This window comes from Paraburkholderia sp., from assembly GCF_049581445.1.
In the GTDB taxonomy this organism is placed as follows: Bacteria; Pseudomonadota; Gammaproteobacteria; order Burkholderiales; family Burkholderiaceae; genus Paraburkholderia.
Map to the genome: position 1 here is coordinate 1 of NZ_JBAURZ010000369.1, position 20,862 is coordinate 20,862.

Here is a 20,862-nt window from a genome sequence, read left to right on the forward strand (position 1 = left end):
GAGGCATCGACGCGCGGCATCGTGGCGGCCTTGGCGGTGTCCGCATAGGCCTGGGCACCGGCGATGCGGGCGCGCGCCTGTGCAATCGTCGGGCTGCCCTTGAGGGCTTCGTCGATCAGGGCCTTCAGTTGTGCATCCCCAAACTGGTCGGCCCAGTCGGCTGCGGGCCAGTGACCGCTTTCGGCCGGCAGGCTTTGCGTGGTCGCGAACTGTTGCGGCTTCGCCATCTGCTGGTCGCTGTGAATACCTGCATAGTTGACGCATGCCGAGAGCAGCGCCACCAGGATCGCCGACAGCCCCGTCTTCATCACATGGATACCGCAGCCGGATTGGATAATCTGCGCTTTCATTGTCTGACCTGTCAGATTAATGTTTAAAAAAAGGCGAGCGCAAGCGCGCTCACTCTCCAATGAACTTGTGAAGCAGACGGCATAGCTCTTCGAACTCCGCCTTCGTAAACTTCTTCAGCCGTGCGTTCAGCACTTCCGGCGCGATACCTGGAATCTGGGCGGCGATTTCTTTGCCCTTCTTCGTCAGCACCAGGTTGACCACCCGGCGATCGTCCAGGCTGCGCGAGCGTTCCAGCAGCCCCTTCGTTTCCAGCTTGTCCAGCATCCTCGTCATCAACCCGGTGTCGACCGACAGCATCTTCGAGAGCTCGAAAGGCGTGGAGGCCAGGCCGCGCTGCATGGCCAGCAGAATGCCCATCTGCTGGCCAGTGATGTCGAGATCCTTGAGGCCGGTGTCCATTTCCGCCGTGATCAGGTTGCGTGCCTTGGTCAGCAGGAACCCGACGCTTTGCGTCAGCGAGAAACCTTCGGGTGTGTAGTGCTTCATGGCGCGTCCTCAAGGTGAATGACCAAAACAATAACTGCAAAGTCAGATGTATGCAAGGAGAATCTTCGCAACTTCTGCCAATTCGGGTGGCGCGCTGCTCAGTGACCGCCTGCGCCTGCTGCGGCATTCGCGCCGTCCTTGCTGGGCTTGGTGATCCAGATGAGCGGAATGATCACGATAAAGATCACTGCCGACAGCCAGAACACATCGTTCAGGCCGAGCATCGAAGCCTGCGCGCTCAATTGTGTTTCGAAAAAGGTCTGAGCCTTGAAGACACTCGCGTGCAGCGTCGTCTGAATACCCGCAATCGCATGCATATAGGCCGGGTTATTCACGCTCGTCTGCTCGGCGAGCTGCGAATGGTGCTGGATCGTCCGGTCGTTCCAGATGGTGCTCATGAGCGAGGTGCCCGCCGCGCCAGCGAAGATTCGCGCGAAGTTCGACAAGCCCGCGGCTGCCGGAATCTTCTCCGGCGGCAAGCCCGACAGGACGATGGCCGTGAGCGGCGTGAAGAACAGCGCCATCGGGATACCTTGCAGCAGCGTCGGCAGAACCAGCGTGTAGGGGTCGATGTCCGTCGTGTACCACGAGCGCATCAGGAACACACCCGCAAAGCAGAGGAAGGCGAGCGTCGCCAATATCCGCGTATCCGATTTCGGCATGACCTTGCCCATCACCGGTGCGAGTATCACCGCGAAGATGCCGAGTGGCGCTGTCACAAGCCCGGCATCGACGGCCCGGTAGCCCAGGTATTCCTGGATCCACGTCGGCAGGATCACGAGGTTGGCGAAGAAGACCGCGTACCCGATCGATATCGCAATGGTGCCGCCCAGAAAGTTGCGCCCCTTGAACAGCCGCAAGTCGACGATCGGTTTGGCCTCGGTCAGCTCCCAGATCAGGAAGAACAGGAAACCGACCAGCGCGACGATCGTGAGCGCCCAGATCACCGGGGAGTTGAACCAGTCGAGATCCTTGCCCTTGTCGAGCATGATCTGCAGCGAGCCCACCCAGACGATCAGCGACATCAGCCCCACCTTGTCGACTGGCAGCTTGCGCGACGGCGTTTCTCGCTTGCGGTACAGCGCCCAGATCACCGCGGCGGCAAACAGGCCAACCGGCACGTTGATGTAGAAGATCCACGACCAGTTGTAGTTGTCGGTGATCCAGCCGCCGAGAGCCGGCCCGGCGATCGGCCCGACCGTCGCGGTCATCGCCCACAGCGAGAGCGCGCTCGAGCTTTTATTCTTCGGAAAGGTGCCGAGCAGGAGCGATTGCGACAATGGCACCAGCGGCCCTGCCACCGCGCCCTGCACGATACGCGCCACGAGCAGAATGGGCAGGCTGGGCGCGAATCCGCACGCGGCGGACGACACCACAAACAACAGGATCGCGACCACGAAGAGCTTGACCTGTCCGACTCGCTGCGTGAGCCACCCCGTCAGCGGGATCGCCACCGCGTTGGCTGCGGAGAACAGCGTGATGACCCACGTGCCTTCGTCGACCGACACGCCCAGGTCGCCCGAGAGCGTAGGGATCGCGACGTTGGCAATCGACGAGTCCAGCACATTCATGAAGGTGGCGAGAGAAACGGCGAACGCGCCCAGTGCAAACTGCCAGCCGATCAATGGCGCAGGAGCGCTCGCGTTGTTTGGCGGGTTCATGTTGCGTCCTTTAAGAGGCTTGATGGCCGGCTGTTTTCAAGCCATGGCCTAGTATCTGATTTGTCAGATATATGGTTAAAAAAAGCTCACTCTTCCAGCAACTTGGCGAGCAGACTGCATAAGGCCGCGAACTCGAGCGGGGTAAAGCCCGACAAGCGCCGGTTCAGCACCGTCGGCACGATCTCTGCGATCCGTTCGGCGACATTCCGACCCGCGTCGGTCAAGGACAGGTTCACCACCCGGCGGTCCGGGTTGGTGCGATCCCGACGCACGAGGCCTTGCGTTTCCAGACGGTCGATCATTCGTGTGACGAAGCCTGCATCGACGCCCAACAGCTTGGACAACGCAACCGACGTGCACGCAATGCCCAGGGAAAGCAGCAGTAGAGCGCCGATGTGCGCACCACTGACGCCGGTGCCCGCAAGCGCGACGTGCATGTCCCCTGTGAGCAGGTTGCGAGCTTTGCTCAGCGCAAAGAGGATGCGTTGGACCGGCAAAAAACTGTCTTCCTGATAGTCGTTCATGGCTGATACCTCCGTTTCTGATGGGGACTATATCTGACATATCAGATATATGTAAAGACTTTTTTGGCCTTTGATTTCTGTTTCCAAAACGTGAGAAAGTTTCGCCTGGTTGTGCCAGCAGGAAACAATAAGGACGCGCGGATCGCCGTATTCGCTGCTAAAAACGCTTACTCAGCGAGCAGGTTCTTGGCGATGAAATCAACAAACACTCGAGTCTTGGGCGCGAGATGGCGGCTCGATGGCCACACCGCGCGAAACTCGTCGGCGTGGTCAACGTAGTTGTCGAGGATTTGCACGAGCGAGCCGTCCAGGAGCTGACGCCGAATCGAAAAATCGGGCAGGCAGGTAATGCCTGCTCCGCATTCGGCGAACTGTATGAGGGGCTCGTGCGTGCTGGCCGCAGCAGAAACGGGAACCGTGAAATCGCGGGCACTGGTGTGCACCAGCGGCCATGGTTCCAGCCTGCCGGTGGTCTGGCACTTATGATGCATGCAGACGTGGCGGCTCAGATCGGAAGGCACAATGGGCGTGCCCGCTCGCGCAAAGTATTCTGGCGCGCCAACAATGACCAATCGATAGGAGCCCAAATACTTCGACATGAGACGCGAATCGTCGCCGCGGCCAATGTGTACAGCAATGTCGTAGCCGTCTTCGATCAGGTCCACGCCGCAATCGCCGAAATCGAGGTCGAGTTCGATCGACGGAAACGCCTGCATGAATTGCTTGAGCACCGGCACAAAGAACGTGCAGAGCAACGGCAAGCTAACGCGGAGTTTGCCGCTCGGTGTTTCGCCCTGTTGTGCAAATTTGTGCTCGATTGATTCCATCTCGGACACAATCTTGCGACAGCTTTCGAGAAAGATCTCGCCTTCCTGCGTGAGAGAAACGCTACGGGTGCTGCGGTGAAACAGGCGCACGGACAAATGACCTTCAAGACGCGCAACGGCCTTTCCTATAGCAGAAGACGACAGGCCCAGTCGCCGGGCGGCATCAGTAAAACTACCGGTCTCTGCTGCGTGCACAAATGCAGTTAGCGCGCTCAGATTGTCCAAACTCTTTTACCTTCTTTCTTAAAATCGGCTGTGATGCGGTGTTGCGCCGCGATTGTAGCCCGTGAGATTTTCTCAGCAAGCCCTACTGAACTAACACGACGCTAGTCGGGTTTATTCCGCGGCTTGACGTCTTGACGTGATGGGAGTAGGCCACTTAAGCACCGCCCGCGGCGTGTGAACGCGTAAGCGTCGCTTTGTCAGGTACCGTTGCTACGCTTCAGCAGGAACGGCATTTTTAAAGGGGTCCTTATGATCCGAATTGGGGGGCGAGGAAATCTGCGCGCTCAAACCGACACTTGTAATCAAGGGAGGATTTGAGACCAGTTTGCTGCCGCCGCCAGAGACCTGGAAGGCAATCATGAACTGCGTCGAAGCGGGGAAAGCATAGGCGGATACATCGAATCCCAAGGCCCTTGGCATGCCATCGCGAAAGTAGCGCAGATCGAGAAGACCTAGAAGCTCATTGCTGTCGTCATACGCATAGCCCGTAGCTTTCACCGGATAGTGCGAGCCATTTTGCATGGTCACTTGCAACGCGAGACTCGTTACGCGTTCGTCGTCATAGTGCTTGGGTGCTGCAAATACAGGGCCGGCGAAGTCCACGTTCCATTGATCGGGGCAAATCAGGCAGGTCTCAAAGCTGGCCCAGCCTTCATCCGAGCACACGGTGTCGGACACGGTGTAAGGGCCGCATTGGATAAGTCGAGCCAGCCTCTGCTCGAACCACGGCTCTTCACCGGACCGATACGGCAAGAATGTCGGCGGACTGGGAAACTGTTGGATTTCGTCCATGAGAATGCGACACGTGGATCGCTGCAACGCTTTGCGCGATCGTGGAATAGGAGGGGCGGGAGCAACGAAACGACGCGGCTCGCATGGCCGCGTCGCTTTAACGCAGTGGCGTCACAAGTTGAGAATCGATTGGTCGATCGTCTGTTGCGTCTTGATGGTCTGCGCATTGGCTTGATAGTTGCGTTGCGCAGTAATGAGATCGACCAGCTGACTTGTCAGATCGACGTTAGATTCCTCTTCGTCGCCGTCGAGCAAATCACCCGTCCCGCCGGATCCCGGTTCGTTGATCTTGGCGTCGCCTGATTCCGAGGTCTGTTGGTAAAGGTTGCCCCCCAGGTTGTTCAGGCCGTTGGGATCGTTAAATGTAGCGAGCGCGACTTGCCCGATTACCTGTGACCCGGACGATCCGTACTCGGTGTTTGAGTAATTGGCCGTCACTTGACCAGTAGGACTGATCGAAATACTGCTGAACGTTGAGGCGGGATATCCATTCGGCTGGATACCGGTTACGGCATCCGCTACACCGCCATACCCCGTGGTGCCCGCGAGGTTGAGCGTAATCGGTTGAGGCGAAACGCTGCCGTTCGTGGTATCCATGTTGACCGCAAACGTGCTCGAAGCTGGCGAGGTCATGACGCCGGCCGAGTTAAAAGTAACCGGGCCCAGTGAGGTGAAGCTCGATCCAGTGCCGGTGCCGGTACTCACAGTCGTGGTTGGGTCGGACGAACCAAGATAAGCGTTCCATTGGCCTGGCGTGCTAGTAGCGGCGAAATAGATGTCTAGCGTGTGCGGTGAGCCGTTGGAATCAAAAACGGTAACGCTAGTCGGATAGTTGTAGGTACTCGAGTTGGTCGGGTCAAACGGCGTGACGGTAGGAGGTGTATCGGCAGGGTCCAGGTTGAACGACCAGCCCACGCTCGTGGTCGGTTGCGGCGGAAGGTTCTGGTATTGCGCTATCGATAGCGGCACCATCTGCGACGCGTCGCTGGTGCCGCTCGCACCAACGGGGTAGCCCATCAACGGCTGGCCCGACAGCGTCGTGATGACGTTTTGCGCGTTGGTCTGGAACTGGCCATCGCGCGTATAGGCAAGGCTGCCGTTATTCGACACGACGAAGAAGCCGTTTCCGTTAATGGCGACATCATAAGGATTACCGTTCGATGTGAAGGTGCCTGTCGAGAAGTCGTTCTCGACCGTGGTCATGTTCACACCAATGCCGATCTGATTGGCGCTGGAACTGGCGAGGGAGTTGGCGTACATGTCTGCAAATACTGCTTCGCCGGTCTTGAACCCGACAGTATCTGCGTTGGCAATGTTGTTACCGATTACATCGAGGTCGTTTGCCGCCGCCTGCAGGCCGCTCAATCCGGTGTCATAGCTCATGAAATTCCCCGCATCAGAATCGTTATTCGATTGGCCGAAATCAGCACGCCTTGCGCATTTGCAGTACCGACTGAAATGCCACACGGGTGCGACTTTTAACTGCATTAATGGGCCTGATTCTAGGGGCGATATTTCTGGTTGAGTTTAGCGTTTCGGTCCTAACACTGTGGACACGCTTTCGTCTATAGCGGGGTGGATGGACGACACAGGGAGGGTGTATGCATCGTTAACCGGGACTGTTTCCTCAATGGAAACTATGCAGCCTGTTTGCGGCTTCGCCAAGGCGTTGGGTTGGTCGATCCGTGCCACATTTTTTGGTAGTCTTAAGTTACTACGCGACACTCCCCGTTACCTTCCGCAGGAAGTGCCGGGGAATTTCCTCCTGAAAGGGGAGAACCATGAATCTCAAGCGTGTGGGTTCGCAACCCTCGACGAAAGCCCCTGAAGCGTGCTTTACGGGTGCTGTCCGGATTGACCCATTGAACTCGCCCCCGGCTCCCGCGCGCGTTTCAGTGGTGAGCGTGACATTCGAACCTGGCGCGCGGAGCGCCTGGCATACCCATCCTCTCGGACAGACGCTAATTGTCACCGCGGGGTGTGGATGGACACAGTGCGAGGGCGAACCGATCGTCGAAATTCGTGCTGGCGACGTGATCTGGTGCCCGCCGGATCACAAGCATTGGCACGGTGCATCGGCTACGACGTCCATGACTCACATAGGAATCCAGGAAGCGCTGGACGGTGTCAGCGTCGTCTGGATGGAGAAGGTGACTGACGAGGAATATGCGGTAGGGCCCACTGGCGGCGCGCAAGCCTAATGCCGCTAACGCTGCCGCCGCGAATTACGTACCTTATGCGATGCTGCCGGGCCAGCGTTGCATGACGCTCTTGTAATGCGTGTAGAAGCGCACGGCTTCCTGGCCGTAGGCATGATGATCGCCGAACAGCGAACGCTTCCAACCCCCGAACGAATGCCACGCCGACGGCACCGGACTTGGAATGTTGATACCCACCATACCGATGTGAATCTTCCGGGTGAAAGCGCGCGCCGAACCGCCGTTGGAAGTGAACAGCGATACGCAGTTCCCGAGTTCGTGCGCGTTGACCAGTGCGATCGCAGTCTCGAGATCCGGTACGCGGACTACCGACAGGACCGGCCCAAAGATCTCTTCGCGATAGATGCTCATTTCAGGCGTCACATCGTCAAACAGCGAGCCGCCTAGAAAGAAGCCGTCTTCAAGACCGGGTACGGTACGGCCACGACCATCGACGACCAGCTTGGCACCTGCCGCGACCCCTGCCTCAATATAGCCGAGCACCTTGGTTCGATGCGCGGCGCTGATAAGCGGGCCCATGTCCAGATCGGGCGCCATGCCGTCACCCATTCTCAGCGCGCGCACGCGCGGCGCGATTCGCTCGATCAACTCGTCGCCAACACCGCCTACCGCCACGACCACCGAGGTCGCCATGCAGCGCTCGCCAGCTGAGCCATACGACGAGTTAATAATCGCCTCGACCGCTTGATCGAGATCGGCGTCGGGCATGACGACGAGATGGTTCTTCGCACTGCCTAGCGCCTGCACGCGCTTGCCGTGCTTTGCGCTTTCACTGTAGATGTATTCGGCTACCGGCGTCGATGCCACGACCGACATTGCGGCGACGTCGGGGCTCTGGATCAGCGCATCGACGACGGTCTTGTCGCCATGCACGACGTTGAAGACCCCTTTGGGAAAGCCCGCCTCGATGAACAGTTCGGCAAGCCGGATCGATGCCGACGGAGTGCGCTCCGAGGGCTTGAGAATGAACGTGTTGCCGGTCGCGGCGGCCATCACGAACATCCAGCACGGCACCACCATTGGAAAATTGAATGGCGTGACGCCCGCAGCCACGCCGAGCGGCTGACGCAGGTTCCAGCTGTCGATGCTGGGGGCGCTCTGATCGGTGAAATCGGTCTTGAGCAGGTTCGGAATGCCACACGCGAATTCGACGATTTCAATCCCGCGTATCACCTCGCCCTTTGCATCCGAGAACAGCTTGCCGTGATCGCGCGTAATGAGCTCCGCAAGTTCGTCTGCATGCGCTTCAAGCAGTTCTTTGAACTTGAACATCAAACGAGCTCGGGCGAGGGGCGTGGTTTCGCTCCAGGCCGGGAACGCGGCTTTCGCGGCGGCGACGGCAGCAGCGACTTCACCGACGTCAGCGACCGGCACGCGGGCCGACACGCGGCCTTGCGCAGGATCGTATACATCGTTGTAGCGCCCGCTCGCGCCAGCGGCGCGTTGACCATCGATGAAATGGCTCAGTTGGCGCACGGCGCCTTGGTTTCCTTCGCTCATACTGCTCTCCTAACAATGAGATTGGCGGTTCGCGCTTGAGCATCTGGCGCGTCCCTCACGTGCACCGCGTCGCACGCGGCCGGTGTATCCATCCTGTGCGCGTCAACTTGCGCAAAATTCCGTGACTTCCGTGACGCTTGCCACCAGGTCCCTCTGACCGCCAGACCAACGGTCTTCTGACCACTGACAGGAACAGTCTATGTTTTCCCAGCTTTCACCGACGTTCTAGCTGTGAGGGTTTCGGGACATTTCCTGCTCGTTTCTGGCCATCACGTTCGACTCGCCGGAATCTCGTTTCTTTAGCGTGTCGAACCGTTTTGCGACGCATAACCCGACGCATCTGCGTCAGTGGATCCGCAATTTGATTTTAATAACTAACTGTTTCTCCCGTCTGGATCAGGACAGCGGGATTTATTCCGTTGGCGCCTCGATACAGCTATTCGGTCCACTGCGCGACGCTGAACCCGGTTCTGTTAGCCGAATGGAAAAAGACCTTTTCTACCCGGCGTGGTCCGCATGCGCATCCACAACGTAGAAAGCCCGCGCGGATGACGGACCCCAGGCCGATATAAGCGGCGGCTACAAATGCAACTTGATCTGCGCCGCGAATGCGTGAATCACCTCTTCGTTGCGCGACACCAGCATCCACTGACCAACACGCGTCGAAACAACCAGATTAGCTTCGATCAATGCCGCAATGTGCGACGACACGGTCGATTGGGAGAGCCCGCTGCGCGCGTGGATGGCGTTTGCCGGCACGCCGGAAGTAAAGTCGAAGTGTCCTTGCACAAAGTAATCGCAAGGCGCCTTTAGCCATTTCAAGACCTCGCGCCGGAACGGATTGGCGAGCGCCTTGTGAATTAAAATTTCATTAATCATAATTTCAATAAGTACCACGAAAGAAACAAAATAAAGGGGCGAAAGAGGCAGCGATGAAACGCGTCGTCTCATCGCGTAGCGCCCAGAGTCATGTCACGCCATCTTCTCTACCCATTGACTGCGCCAATCCGGTGCCTCAAAGGGACTCGAAAAATACTGGGTCTCGTGAACGACCTTGCTGTTTCGGAACTCCATAATGCTCACGGTGTACGCCGTTTGCCCCTGATAGATGATGGTGTATTCCGTGATCCAGAGATTGCCGTTTCCCTGAATGCGCTTGACGTCGAAACCCGATGGCTTGCCTGGGTGATGACTTCGCAACGCCTGCAAATTGACTCGCCCAACGATTCGTTCACCCGATTGCGGGTAATCGCAAATGACATCGTCGTCGTAGATGTCGTGTTCTGCATCGAGATCGCCGACTGCCGACGCGTGCCAGTGCCTATTCAGAACTTCACGTAGTTTTTCCTCTTGCATGATCTGCCTCCAGAGGTGGGTTAAACATCACAATCAATGATTCGGCGGAATGATTCAGCCGCCGGCCAGATCGTCCTTGGTCCAGCCGCCGCCGACTGCGCGGATGAGATCTACATTCGCATCCAGTTGCTGCGTTCGAAGCGCAATGACGCTGCGTTCCGATTCAAGCGCGGTGGATTGCGCTTCGACCACGTCCAGATAGCTCACCGCACCGCGCCGGTAGCGCGCGAGCGACAGGTCGACTGACTTGTCGGCGGCATTGGCGGCGTCTTGCTGCTGATCCGTAGCGGTGCCCAGATCGTCGATTAACGAGAGATCGTCTTCCACCTGCCGGAATGACGCCAGCACCACGCTACGATAGCGGTCTCCAGCCTCAGACGTCGCCGCCTTCGCGGAATTGAGCTCTGCCCGGCGCTTGCCGCCGTCCAGCAGGTACACGCCAAGCGTTGGCCCGATGGTCCAGAAAGAGCTGGGGGCGCTGAGCAGATCCGCGAGTACCGAGCTTTGCGCGCCGCCCGCGGCGTTGAGCGTCAGTGACGGGAAGTACGCGGAACGCGCGACGCCAATCCGTTTGTTGGCCTCGGCTACGCGCCGCTCGGCTGCGGCGACATCCGGCCGCCTTTGCAGCAACGTCGATGGCACGCCAACCGGGATAACGGGTAATGCGATGGGCTGGGTACTCGGCTCGATCTTGAAGTCCGATGGCGACGCGCCGACCAGCACAGCAATCGCGTGTTCCAGTAAGGCCCGCTTGGCCCGGACCTGGGTCAGATCCGACTCGGCCGCTGCTAGCTGGCTGGTTGCGCGCGTCACGTCGAGGTCCGATACGATTCCAGCGTCATGCCGATGGCGAGTCAGATCGAGTGCCTTTTGATAATCCTCGTCAGTGCTTTCGATAAGCTGGATTTGCTGATCAACGCCGCGCAGATCGATGTAGCTTCGAGCCAGTTCGATTTCGAGGCTCAACTGCGTCGATGCCAGATCCGCCTTTGAGGCGAGACCTTCGTACTTGCTGGCGGCAACGGAATCGCGCACACGCCCCCACAGGTCGACTTCGTAGTCGACCTGGACGCCTAGCGTGGCCGAGGTGTAGTCGGATGGCGCAGCGGCGGGGCGCAACGGCCGCGTGTCTGACTCACGGTCACGCTGGATATTTCCTGCCGCGGATACCTGCGGATACAGCTCGGATTTGACCTGCTTGATGTACTCGTCCGCTTGCACATAGTGGTAGTACGCGGCGTTCAGGTCGGGGTTATTCGCAATCAGGCGCTGCTCAAGGTCATCGAGGCCGGGCTCCTGATAGAGCTTCCACCATCCCGCACGGTCAAGCTGATCAGCCGGGCTGGCCGTGGTCCAAGGGCCCTGAGACTGGTACTGTGCCGCGACGGGCACATCCGGAACCTCGTAGTGCGGTGCGAGCGAGCAGCCGGCGAGCACCATTGCGCTCACCAGTGCCGTCAATGTCCGATACTTAGCCATGATTTGCCCCCTTGGCCCCTGGGCTGCTCACCTGGACATGATCACCCTCAACCAGACCATCGGGGGGCGTGTCGATCACACGGTCACTGTCCGCCAGTCCCGAGCCGATATCCACTGCATTGCCCAGGTCTTGCATGATCGCAACGGACTTGAAGTGGACCGTATTGCGGCCGTCGACGGTTGCGAGCCGGAGCCCCTTGTTGTCGAAGATCAGCGCGCTGGCCGGCACACGCAACGCGTCGGCACGCGCGGGCAGCGTGAAGTGCAGATTCACGAAGCCGCCGGGGAGCAGCAGGTGGCCGGAGTTGTCGACCATCAACTGGACTAGCGTTGTTCCTGATGCTGCGTTCACGGAATCAGCCAGACCAATAACCGTGGCCGTAAAGCTCTTGCCAGGATACTCCGGGACGGTGAACGTGGCGGTCCCGCCGGGTTTGATCACCGGGGCATCTTCCTGCGGCACATGCACGTACAGACGTAGCTTGTCCACGCTCGCTACGGAAAAGAGCTGCGGCCCGGTTCCGCCGCCGGCGTGGATCAAGGCGCCGACGTCGGTGTCGCGCGCGGTAATCACGCCGTCAAACGGAGCGACGATCCTCGCGAATACCTTGGTCGCGACCAGCCTGTCGACGTTGGCCTGAGCGGCCTGCACGCGGGCCTGCTTCGCCACATAGTCCTGCGTACGGTCATCGACTTCCTGACGGGACACCGAATCGGAGTCCAGCAGTCCCTGCCAGCGATCGGCAGTCGTCTTGGCCAGAGCGGCATCAGCTTTCGCGCTTGCCAGGTCGGCCTTGGCCTGATTCAACTGCTGGTCGAGTTCTGGTGTATCGATCACGGCCAGTTCCTGGCCCGCCTTCACCTGGCTGCCGATGTCGACACTCCACGATTTCAGGTAGCCGTCGACACGCGCATAGATCGGCGCGCTCTCGAAGGCCTCCAGCCTGCCAGGCAAGTCCAGCGCACCGCCGGGTGCTTCCCTGGCAGGCACAACTATATTGACGGACGGGATCGCTTGCGTTTCAGTCCAGTCTTTCAACTGATGCTCATGCTTAACGCGAAGCGTGATCCCGCCAACAACGATGATGACAGCAAGCGCACCACCGACAATTCCTGCAAACGAAAGCTGGCGTTGCGGCAGCGCCGCGCGCGGTGTGGGTTCAAATGACATGATTCAAATCTCCGGAAATCGCTGCGGGCGACTTGCCGCCGCGACGCGAATGGAACATGCAAAAGACGGCTGGCACGAGGAACAGCGTGGCGGTAGTGGCAAACACCAGCCCGCCAATCACTGCACGGCCGAGCGGGGCGTTCTGCTCGCTGCCTTCGCCGAGTGCGAGCGCCATCGGCGCCATGCCGATAACCATCGAGAGAGCCGTCATCAGGACGGGGCGGAAACGGCTTGAACCGGCTTCCAGCGCTGCCTTGAACGCGTCGCCGTGCTCGGCCAGACGTTCGCGGCAAAAGCTCACCACGAGGATTGAGTTCGCGGTTGCAACGCCCATGCACATGATGGCGCCCGTCAACGCGGGAACCGACAGCGTGGTGTCCGTCGCGAACAGCATCCAGATGATGCCGGCCAGTGCGCCGGGTAATGCAGAGACGATCACCAGCGGATCGGTCCACGACTGGAAGTTGATGACGATCAGCAGGTAAATCAGCACCACTGCGCCAAGTAGCCCAAAGAGCAGGCCGCTAAAGGCGTTGTTCATGGTCTGGACCTGGCCGCGCAGCACAACCTTCGCGCCCTTCGGCAAAGCCTTCGCATTGGCGGACACGATGCGGCGGATATCAGCGGAAACCCCACCGAGATCGCGCCCCTGGGTTGTTGCGAAGATCTCCACCATCGGCTGGACGTTGTAGTCGCTGACGACTTCGTTGCTGACGGTGCGATGAATCGTGGCCACGCCGGCGAGGATCTGCCCAGCGTTTGCCTCTGTGCCGCCGCTCAGGGGCAGGTTCTTCAGCGCCGGCAGCGAATCAAGACCGTATTGCGGTGTCTGCACCACGATCGGATATTCAACACCATTGGCAGGGTTGAGCCAGTACGTTGGGGCGATCTGACCGGATCCCGCCAGGTGTACGACCAGGCTGTTGGTGACATCACGTTCGGTAATGCCCTGAAGCTCTGCATGGGCACGGTCGACGTCGACGTTAAATTGCGGACTCTCCTGCGATTGCTCGATGCGGGCGTCGACCACGCCGGGAACATGCCGGATCTGACGCAGCATCAGGTTCGCGTAGGCAAAATCGGCCGGCAGACTCTTGCCGCGAATCTGCAGGTCAATCGGTGCAGGCGAGCCGAAGTTCAGGATCTGTCCCACGATGTCCGCAGGCGGGAACGAGAACGTGACGCCGGGATACTCACGCGGCAATTCCTCGCGCAACTTGCGGACGTATTCAGCCGTGGGGTGGTGACCCTCGTTCAGCGAGATCTGGATATCGCCGTCTTGCGGACCAATCGTTCCGGTGTTGTTGTAGGCCGTATTGATGGAGCTGGTTGAAAGCCCCATGTTGTCGACCACGGTCCCCAACTCGGACGGCGGAATCGTCGCGCGCACACTGGCTTCCACGTCAGCGAAGATCTCAGCCGTTCTCTCGATACGCGTCCCGACCGGCGCACGGACGTGCAACAGAATCTGGCCAGCATCGACATCCGGGAAGAAGTTGCGCCCGAGGAACGGCACCAGCGCGAACGACAGTACGACGAATCCGAAGAACCCGATGACGAAGTTGCGACGATGGTTCAGCAGCAGTTCGAGTATCCCGCTGTAGTTCGAACGGATGCGCTCGAAACCGCGCTCGAAGCCGCGCTGAAACCTCACCAGCGGGTTCGAGGAAACGTGATGCGCGTGGTCCTCGTTTTGTGCATGGGGCTTCAGCAGATACTTGGCCATCGTCGGCACGAGGGTCCGCGACAGGATGAACGACGAGATCATCGCGAATATCACCGCTTCTGCCATTGGCACGAACAGGAATCCCGCTACGCCACCCAGGAAGAACATCGGCACAAACACGATACAGATACAAAGCAGCGAAACGAAGGCTGGCGTGACGATCTGTGCGGCACCATCGAGAATCGCGGGTTCGACTTCCTTGCCTTGCTCGAGGTGCCAGTTGATGTTCTCGATGGTCACCGTGGCATCGTCGACGAGAATCCCCACCGCGAGCGCAAGTCCCCCGAGCGTCATGATGTTCAGCGTCTCTCCAAGGACGGACAGAATTGAAATCGAGCCCAGAATTGCGAGCGGAATGGACGTTGCAATGATCACGGTTGAGCGCCAGCTTCCCAGAAACAGCAGGATCATGACGCTCGTGAGCAGGGCGGCGATCACACCTTCGCGAGCGACGCCCGTAATGGCCGAGCGAACGAACAGAGACTGATCGCCAATCGGATCGATCCGAAGGTTATCCGGCAACGAGGCTTTCGCATCGATCGCCTTCGCGCGAATCCCGGCAATGATGGACAAGGTCGATGCCGAACCGTTCTTGAACACCGTGAGCAGCACTGAACGCTTGCCCTCCACGTGAACAATGTTTGGTTGTGGCGGGGCGCCGTCGGTCACATCGGCGACGTCGCGCATATAAACCGTGGTGCCGTTCGCCGACTTGACAGGCATGTCGGCAATCGCGGCGATCGTCGACGGTGCGTCATTCAGTTGTACCGTGTACTCGTAGTTGCCGATCTTTTCGGTGCCGACAGGCGTGATCAGATTCTGTGCCGCCAACGCATTCTCGACGTCCTCGGCAGAGAGTCCACGAGACTCCAGTGCAGACGGTTTAACGTTGATCTGAACCTGGCGGGTTTTGCCGCCGAACGGAAACGGGATAGCCGCGCCTGCTACCGACGTCAACATCGGGCGCAGTTGATTCAAGCCCAGATCCGCGAGATTCTGTTCAGAGAGGCCCTTTCCAGAAAGTGCGAGCTGGATGACTGGCACCGTCGAAGCGTTGTAGTTGAGAACAAACGGCGGCGTCTCGCCCGGCGGCAGCTGTTTCAGGATTTCCTGCGAGATCGCCGTGACCTGGGCATTCGCCGTGCCGATGTTGGTGCCCGGCTGGAAGAAAATCTTGACGACGCCATAGCCGTTAAGCGAGGTGCCTTCGATGTGTTCGACGCTGTTGACCGTGGTGGTCAACACGCGCTGGAACGGCGCCATGATGCGCCCTTCCATCTGGTCGGGCGAAAGGCCCGTGTATTGCCACACCACGCTAACAACCGGGATATTGATGCTTGGAAAAATATCCGTAGGGGTACGAAGCGCAGACAGACAACCAACGATCAAAATGAAAATAGCAAGTACTACGAAGGTATAAGGCCTTTTTAGCGCAATGCGCACGATGCCAATCATATAAATCCCACAATTTCAAAGCCGGTGGCAACCCAACCCACAGCGCCATCCGGCTACCAGATCCTCTATGGCTTACCTTAATCTGGGGTGGAAGAGATCCGGCTCGCGGTGATCGGCGCGGCGGGATGCGGAGTTTGCGATTTTTGGGTGTTGCTTGGAGCAGCGATCCAATGGATGGCCGCAGCAACCAGCCCAAGCGCGATACCAAAGGCGACGATGCCCGTCCAGCCGAAGCGCGACATCAGCCAGCCACTGATGACCGTGCCAATGGCTCCACCGAAGAAGGTGGCGGTCATATAGAGGCTGTTGATGCGGCCCTGTGCTTTCGGATCGACTGCGAAGGCGCGAGTCTGGTTGGATACCAAGCCGGCCTGCACGCCGATATCGAGCACGATCACGCCGATCACGAGGAACGCAATCGAGGAGTTCGCGCCGGCGAGAAGCAGGTAGGCCAGCGTCACGATGCCGATGCTGATCCCAACCACATGTCGTGCCCCCTTTCGGTCGGAGATATGGCCGCCATATGAGGCCGCAAACGCGCCAGCCGCGCCGACGATACCGAAGCCGCCTGCCCATGCGCTACCGAGGTGCCACGGTCCGCTAGCAAGGAGTGCTGCCAGGTTGACCCAGAAGGCGTTGAAACAGGCCCACAGCAATGCTTGAACCATCATCGATTCACGAATCGGACGATGGTGCTTGGCCAGTGGCCAGAGTGACGCGAGCAGGCGTCCGTAGGACAGATCCGTGCTCGGCACACCCTGCGGCAGAAGCATGGCGGCGGCGATAAAGACCGGCACCATGAACGCTGCTTCGAGGCCGTACACCGCACGCCAGCCAAACTTCGCGCCGACCACGCCCGCAATCGTGCGGCCAACCAGAATACCGACCATAATGCCGCTGACCACCGTGCCGACGTTACGCCCGCGCTGGTGAGGCGGCGACATGACGGCCGCGAAGGGCACGAGTTGCTGTGGTACGCAACTGACGATGCCAAGGCCGAAGGAAGCCGCGATCAGCGCCCAGATGCCAGGTGAGACGGCTGCCGCAATACCGAACACGAAGGCGAGTGCGATTTGACCGAGGATGAGCTTGCGCCGGTCGAAGCGGTCGCCAAGCGGCAACAGCAGCGCAAGGCCGGTGGAGAAGCCGAGCAGTGCCGCAGCGGCAACCAGATCGACCATCGTCAGGTTGACTCCGAGGCCCGCTTTGATCAGCGGGAGGATCGGTTGGGTGCAATAGATGTTGGTGATCACCGCGCCTGCGATGATGGCCATCATGAGTATCTTGCCGCGCGATGCTACTGGATGCGCAGGTGGACTAACGGGTGTGGTGGGCAGGCCGCTCACGGCATTCTCCTTAGTTTCAATTTATCCGTTGCTTGCAGCGACATGCTGCGATACAGGATTCGATTCCGAACGTTACGCGCTTGCATATGCAAAGAGAATCCATCAGGATCAGGAATCATCCTTCCACTATTTGATAGGGTCTATGAATCGTCTTGAATCCATGTCTATCCTTGTCGCTGTCGTTGATTCGGGCAGCCTGTCGGCTGCCGCGCGTCACCTCGGTTTGCCGTTGGCAACCGTCAGCCGCAAGGTTGGAGAACTGGAGTCGCATCTGAAGACGCGTCTGCTTCACCGCACCACGCGACAGATTTCGTTGACGGAGGCCGGGGCTTCATACGTGGCCGCTTGCCGGCGCATTCTGGAAGAGATTGGCGAAGCCGAGCGCGCGGCAACAGGCGAATACGCCACGCCTAAAGGCGAGCTCGTGGTGACCGCGTCTGTGGTGTTTGGACGCTTGCACGTTGTGCCAATGGTGGCGGAGTTTCTCGCGCACTATCCGGAGATCGACATTAACCTCGTGTTCACGGATCGCGTCGTGCATCTGATGGATGAGCACACTGATGTCGCGGTCCGGATTGGCGAATTGCCCGATAGCACGCTGATGGCCACGGGTGTTGGCACAGTCCGGCGGGTCATATGTGCAAGCCCCGCCTATCTGGCAGAGCATGGCGTGCCGGAGAGCCCAGGCGATCTCGCGCGGCATCAGTGCGTGACATTCGAGGTCCTCGCGTCGAGGCGCGCCTGGAGTTTCGGGTCTGGCAGGTCAGAGCTGTCCGTGCCGGTTCATTCACGGCTCGCAGTCAATACGGCGGAGTCAGCTATTGCAGCTGCGATTCTCGGCGTGGGACTGATCAATGTGCTGTCCTACCAGGTGGCGGACGCGATACGTAGCAACGCACTTCGCATCGTGCTGGACGGTTTCGAACCGGCGCCATTACCCATCCATCTCGTGCACAAAGGCCAAGCGCCCCTGCCGTTGAAGTTGCGTGCATTCCTCGACTTCGTGACGCCGCGCCTGCGCGCTCATATATCGCGCGAACTCGCCGACATCACGAAGACTTGATGGCGCGGAGGCGGCCGGTTGAATGCGCAGCCGCCCGCCGTCAACGCGATGCGGCGGGATTGGCGTAAGTCGATTCCCAGCCGCCGCCGAGCGCCTTACAGAGCGTAATGAGGTTCGTGTCAGCGGTCGCCTTGCTTTGTTCAAGGTTGCTTTGTCCGTCGAGGAGTTGCCGTTGCACGTTCAACACGTTGAGATAATCAATCGCCCCGGCCTTGTAGCGCTGCTGCGCTACGTCGAGTGCGCGCTGGTTCAGCTTGACCACCTCCGTCAGCCGGTCGCGGCGCAGCTGCTCTGAATCGTAGACGATCAGCGCATCGTCCACTTCGCGCCATGCCTGGAGCACGGTGTGCTGGAAGGCGATCGCGGCTTCCTGTTGTTGCGCTTCGCGCAGATGCAATGTCCCCGTGAGCCGGCCGCCCTCGAAGATCGGTAACGTGATCGAGGGTCCGACGACAAACTGCCCTGACGCCCAGTTAGCGAGGTTCGAGAGCTGAAGGCTCTGGAACCCTGCGCTGCCATTGAGCGATATGCGTGGATAGAAATCGGCTTTAGCCATGCCGATCGACGCCGTGGCCGCATGCAGTTGCGCTTCCGCTTGCTTGATATCGGGTCTGCGTTGCGCAAGTTCGGACGGAAAACCGATGGGCACCTGAGCAGGCAGATCGGGAACGTCATGCGGCTCGTCGAGCGTTTGCTTGAGCGCACCCGGTTCCTCCGCAAGCAGGATGCCAATCGCGTTGATGGTGGTCTCGGATTGCGACTGGAGCGTCGGAATCAGACTTTCAATCGACGCAGCCTGCGCGGCTGCGTTGGCCACGTCCAGATCCGTTGTCGCGCCCTCTTGTCGCCGCATCTGGGTGAGCTTCGTGAAATTGCGGGCTAGCTCAAGGTTTTGTCTGGCGATCGCGAGCAACGACTGTGTGTCGCGCAACTCAATGTAGTCTCGCGCGAGCTCCGCACGGGCCGATAACAACACTGCGTTGCGGTCCTCGTATGAAGCGTCCTTCAGCGCTGCTGCGGCTTCAACGCCGCGTCGGACGCGGCCCCAGATATCGATTTCCCAGGAAGTATCGAAGCCGACCTGATAGAGGTTGTAAGCCGGCGAGCCCGCCGGCGGTGGCGGCAACGCCGCCGCACCAAGCGGGTTACTACCGGAAGCGGATTGCGGCTGACCCGTGCTCGGGCTGACGCCCAGCAGCCCCAGAATGCCGTTCGGGCTGGCGCGCTCGCGGTTGTACGAGGCAGCGGTATCTAGCGTGGGATATTCCTCCGCACCCGCAACACGCAGTTCGGCACGGCTTTGTTGAAGACGCGCCGAAGCCGCCGCCACGTCGAGGTTGCTATCGGCCAGTTGCTGTTCGAGCGTGTTCAAGGTGGGATCGTTGAACAGCGTCCACCAATCCGGATCGAATTGTGACTCAACGGCCTTGCTCGATGCCTGAGCGGCCTCGGTGCGATCAAACACCTGCGGAGGCGTAGACGACGTTGGAGGTTTGAAATCCGGTCCAACGGTGCAGCCCGCTATCGCAAGGCACGCGGATATCTCCAGGACTAACGCCCTATAGGAAAAGCCGCTCGCATTCATTTTCCGTCTCCCGCTGAGGCCGGCGTGTCGCGACGCCGGCTGACGTCAACTTCCGTTTCCACAGAAAGCCCCACGCTCAAGACAGATGCCGCTTCCTGACCTGGGTCGATAGTGATCTTGACGGGCAGACGTTGGACGATCTTCGTGAAGTTGCCCGTTGCGTCGTCCGGTGCGATAGGGGAAAAAGCCACGCCGGTCGCAGGGGCAAGACTATTGATATGGCCATGAATCACCGTGCCAGGAAAGCTGTCGACCGTGATCCGAACGCTGTCACCAGGCCGCATTTTGGTGATCTGGTTTTCCTGGTAGTTGGCGACCACATAGGCTTCGGAAAGTGGCACCACCGCGAGAATCTCGGTGCCAGGCGTCACGTATGCGCCAACCCGTGCAGAACGCCGTCCAACCTTGCCGTCAATCGGCGCGTGAATCTCCGTGTAGGACAGATTGAGCCGGGCCTGATCGAGCACTGCCTGGGCGCGTGCGAGCGCGCCGACCGCCTTGGCGCGCTCGGTATTCAATACGGCCAGGTTCTCCTCAGTCGTGGTCAGCGCGGCCTGGTCGTGGGCCTGCTGCGCCATCTGTTCGGCGAGCGTGCTCGAAGTGTGCTGTTGTTCCTCAGTCGTGCCTGCGCCGCTTACTGAGAGATTCTTGTACCGCGCTGCGTTTTGCCGCGCAAACGCGATCGCAGCGTCGTCGGATTTAAGCGTTGCACGCGCCTGGTCGACGAGCGAAGGCTGCTGCGCGATCTCGGCTTCGTAGTTCGTGATGGACGCCTTTTCCGTCGCCACGTCCGCCTCTGCGCTCGCCAATGCGGCCTTGTAGTCGCGGTCGTCGATACGCACCAGCAGTTGTCCGGCTTTGACCACTTCGTTGTCCTCGGCCAATACCTCGGATATCTGGCCTGGGATACGCGGCGCCACGAGGGTGAAGTCGGCCTCTACGTACGCGTCGTTGGTGTATTCAGTATTCGAGCTACCATGTGACAGACCGGTCAGTCTTAACAAAGCCCAGATGGCAACGCCGATGATGACAATCACTGCGGCAATACGAATAAACCTGAGGGGGGACTTGGCATCGGATGGCATAAATACCTTCC

18 protein-coding genes are annotated in these 20,862 nt (G+C 59.5%); 2 read left to right on the forward strand and 16 right to left on the reverse strand.

Annotation, left to right across the window (positions count from 1 at the left end):
- The 7 genes from WCA85_RS31620 to flgE all read right to left on the reverse strand — a co-directional run.
- Positions 1 to 308: TolC family protein (locus WCA85_RS31620; protein ID WP_424069127.1), on the reverse strand; the 308-nt coding region annotated here is incomplete at its 3' end.
- 91 nt (positions 309 to 399) lie between these two features.
- Complete coding sequence (locus tag WCA85_RS31625) at positions 400 to 837, reverse strand: MarR family winged helix-turn-helix transcriptional regulator (protein ID WP_424069061.1); 438 nt, start codon at positions 835 to 837, stop codon at positions 400 to 402.
- 98 nt (positions 838 to 935) lie between these two features.
- Complete coding sequence (locus WCA85_RS31630) at positions 936 to 2,498, reverse strand: DHA2 family efflux MFS transporter permease subunit (protein ID WP_424069063.1); 1,563 nt, start codon at positions 2,496 to 2,498, stop codon at positions 936 to 938.
- A gap of 86 nt (positions 2,499 to 2,584) precedes the next feature.
- Positions 2,585 to 3,022: a MarR family winged helix-turn-helix transcriptional regulator gene (locus WCA85_RS31635; RefSeq protein ID WP_424069065.1), complete on the reverse strand. Its 438-nt coding sequence runs from the start codon at positions 3,020 to 3,022 to the stop codon at positions 2,585 to 2,587.
- Positions 3,023 to 3,189: 167 nt separating this feature from the next.
- Entirely contained in the window at positions 3,190 to 4,074 is an 885-nt protein-coding gene (locus WCA85_RS31640) for a LysR substrate-binding domain-containing protein (RefSeq protein ID WP_424069067.1), read from the reverse strand.
- A 210-nt stretch (positions 4,075 to 4,284) separates the two neighbouring features.
- A complete protein-coding gene (locus tag WCA85_RS31645; RefSeq protein ID WP_424069069.1) occupies positions 4,285 to 4,866 on the reverse strand; it encodes a hypothetical protein in 582 nt (193 codons plus the stop codon).
- 111 nt (positions 4,867 to 4,977) lie between these two features.
- Entirely contained in the window at positions 4,978 to 6,249 is a 1,272-nt protein-coding gene (gene flgE, locus WCA85_RS31650; protein WP_424069071.1) for a flagellar hook protein FlgE, read from the reverse strand.
- Positions 6,250 to 6,647: 398 nt separating this feature from the next.
- On the opposite strand from flgE, the gene WCA85_RS31655 reads away from it, so the two are divergent.
- Positions 6,648 to 7,067, forward strand: coding sequence for a (R)-mandelonitrile lyase (locus tag WCA85_RS31655; protein WP_424069073.1), 420 nt, complete (start codon positions 6,648 to 6,650; stop codon positions 7,065 to 7,067).
- 33 nt (positions 7,068 to 7,100) lie between these two features.
- On the opposite strand, the gene WCA85_RS31660 is transcribed toward WCA85_RS31655, so the two are convergent.
- The 7 genes from WCA85_RS31660 to WCA85_RS31690 form a co-directional block, all read right to left on the reverse strand.
- On the reverse strand, positions 7,101 to 8,585 hold the full coding sequence (locus tag WCA85_RS31660) for a CoA-acylating methylmalonate-semialdehyde dehydrogenase (protein WP_424069075.1): 1,485 nt from the start codon (positions 8,583 to 8,585) through the stop codon (positions 7,101 to 7,103).
- A 579-nt stretch (positions 8,586 to 9,164) separates the two neighbouring features.
- Entirely contained in the window at positions 9,165 to 9,464 is a 300-nt protein-coding gene (locus WCA85_RS31665) for an ArsR/SmtB family transcription factor (RefSeq protein WP_424069129.1), read from the reverse strand.
- 93 nt (positions 9,465 to 9,557) lie between these two features.
- The gene (locus WCA85_RS31670) at positions 9,558 to 9,941 is read right to left on the reverse strand and encodes a nuclear transport factor 2 family protein (protein ID WP_424069077.1); all 384 of its coding nucleotides are present in this window, start codon (positions 9,939 to 9,941) and stop codon (positions 9,558 to 9,560) included.
- Positions 9,942 to 9,995: 54 nt separating this feature from the next.
- The gene (locus tag WCA85_RS31675; RefSeq protein ID WP_424069079.1) at positions 9,996 to 11,420 is read right to left on the reverse strand and encodes an efflux transporter outer membrane subunit; all 1,425 of its coding nucleotides are present in this window, start codon (positions 11,418 to 11,420) and stop codon (positions 9,996 to 9,998) included.
- Positions 11,413 to 12,591, reverse strand: a complete 1,179-nt coding sequence (locus WCA85_RS31680; protein ID WP_424069081.1) for an efflux RND transporter periplasmic adaptor subunit — start codon at positions 12,589 to 12,591, stop codon at positions 11,413 to 11,415. The genes WCA85_RS31675 and WCA85_RS31680 overlap by 8 nt, the downstream gene beginning before the upstream one ends.
- Positions 12,581 to 15,772, reverse strand: a complete 3,192-nt coding sequence (locus tag WCA85_RS31685) for an efflux RND transporter permease subunit (protein ID WP_424069083.1) — start codon at positions 15,770 to 15,772, stop codon at positions 12,581 to 12,583. Before WCA85_RS31685 ends, WCA85_RS31680 begins: the two co-directional genes overlap by 11 nt.
- Positions 15,773 to 15,849: 77 nt before the next feature.
- Positions 15,850 to 17,118: an MFS transporter gene (locus tag WCA85_RS31690; RefSeq protein WP_424069085.1), complete on the reverse strand. Its 1,269-nt coding sequence runs from the start codon at positions 17,116 to 17,118 to the stop codon at positions 15,850 to 15,852.
- A gap of 142 nt (positions 17,119 to 17,260) precedes the next feature.
- Here WCA85_RS31690 and WCA85_RS31695 point away from each other — a divergent pair, with 142 nt between their 5' ends.
- Complete coding sequence (locus tag WCA85_RS31695; protein WP_424069087.1) at positions 17,261 to 18,181, forward strand: LysR family transcriptional regulator; 921 nt, start codon at positions 17,261 to 17,263, stop codon at positions 18,179 to 18,181.
- Between the two features lie 40 nt (positions 18,182 to 18,221).
- On the opposite strand, the gene WCA85_RS31700 is transcribed toward WCA85_RS31695, so the two are convergent.
- Both WCA85_RS31700 and WCA85_RS31705 read right to left on the reverse strand, forming a co-directional pair.
- Entirely contained in the window at positions 18,222 to 19,766 is a 1,545-nt protein-coding gene (locus WCA85_RS31700; protein ID WP_424069089.1) for an efflux transporter outer membrane subunit, read from the reverse strand.
- Positions 19,763 to 20,851: an HlyD family secretion protein gene (locus WCA85_RS31705; RefSeq protein ID WP_424069091.1), complete on the reverse strand. Its 1,089-nt coding sequence runs from the start codon at positions 20,849 to 20,851 to the stop codon at positions 19,763 to 19,765. Before WCA85_RS31705 ends, WCA85_RS31700 begins: the two co-directional genes overlap by 4 nt.
- Positions 20,852 to 20,862 lie beyond the last annotated feature (11 nt).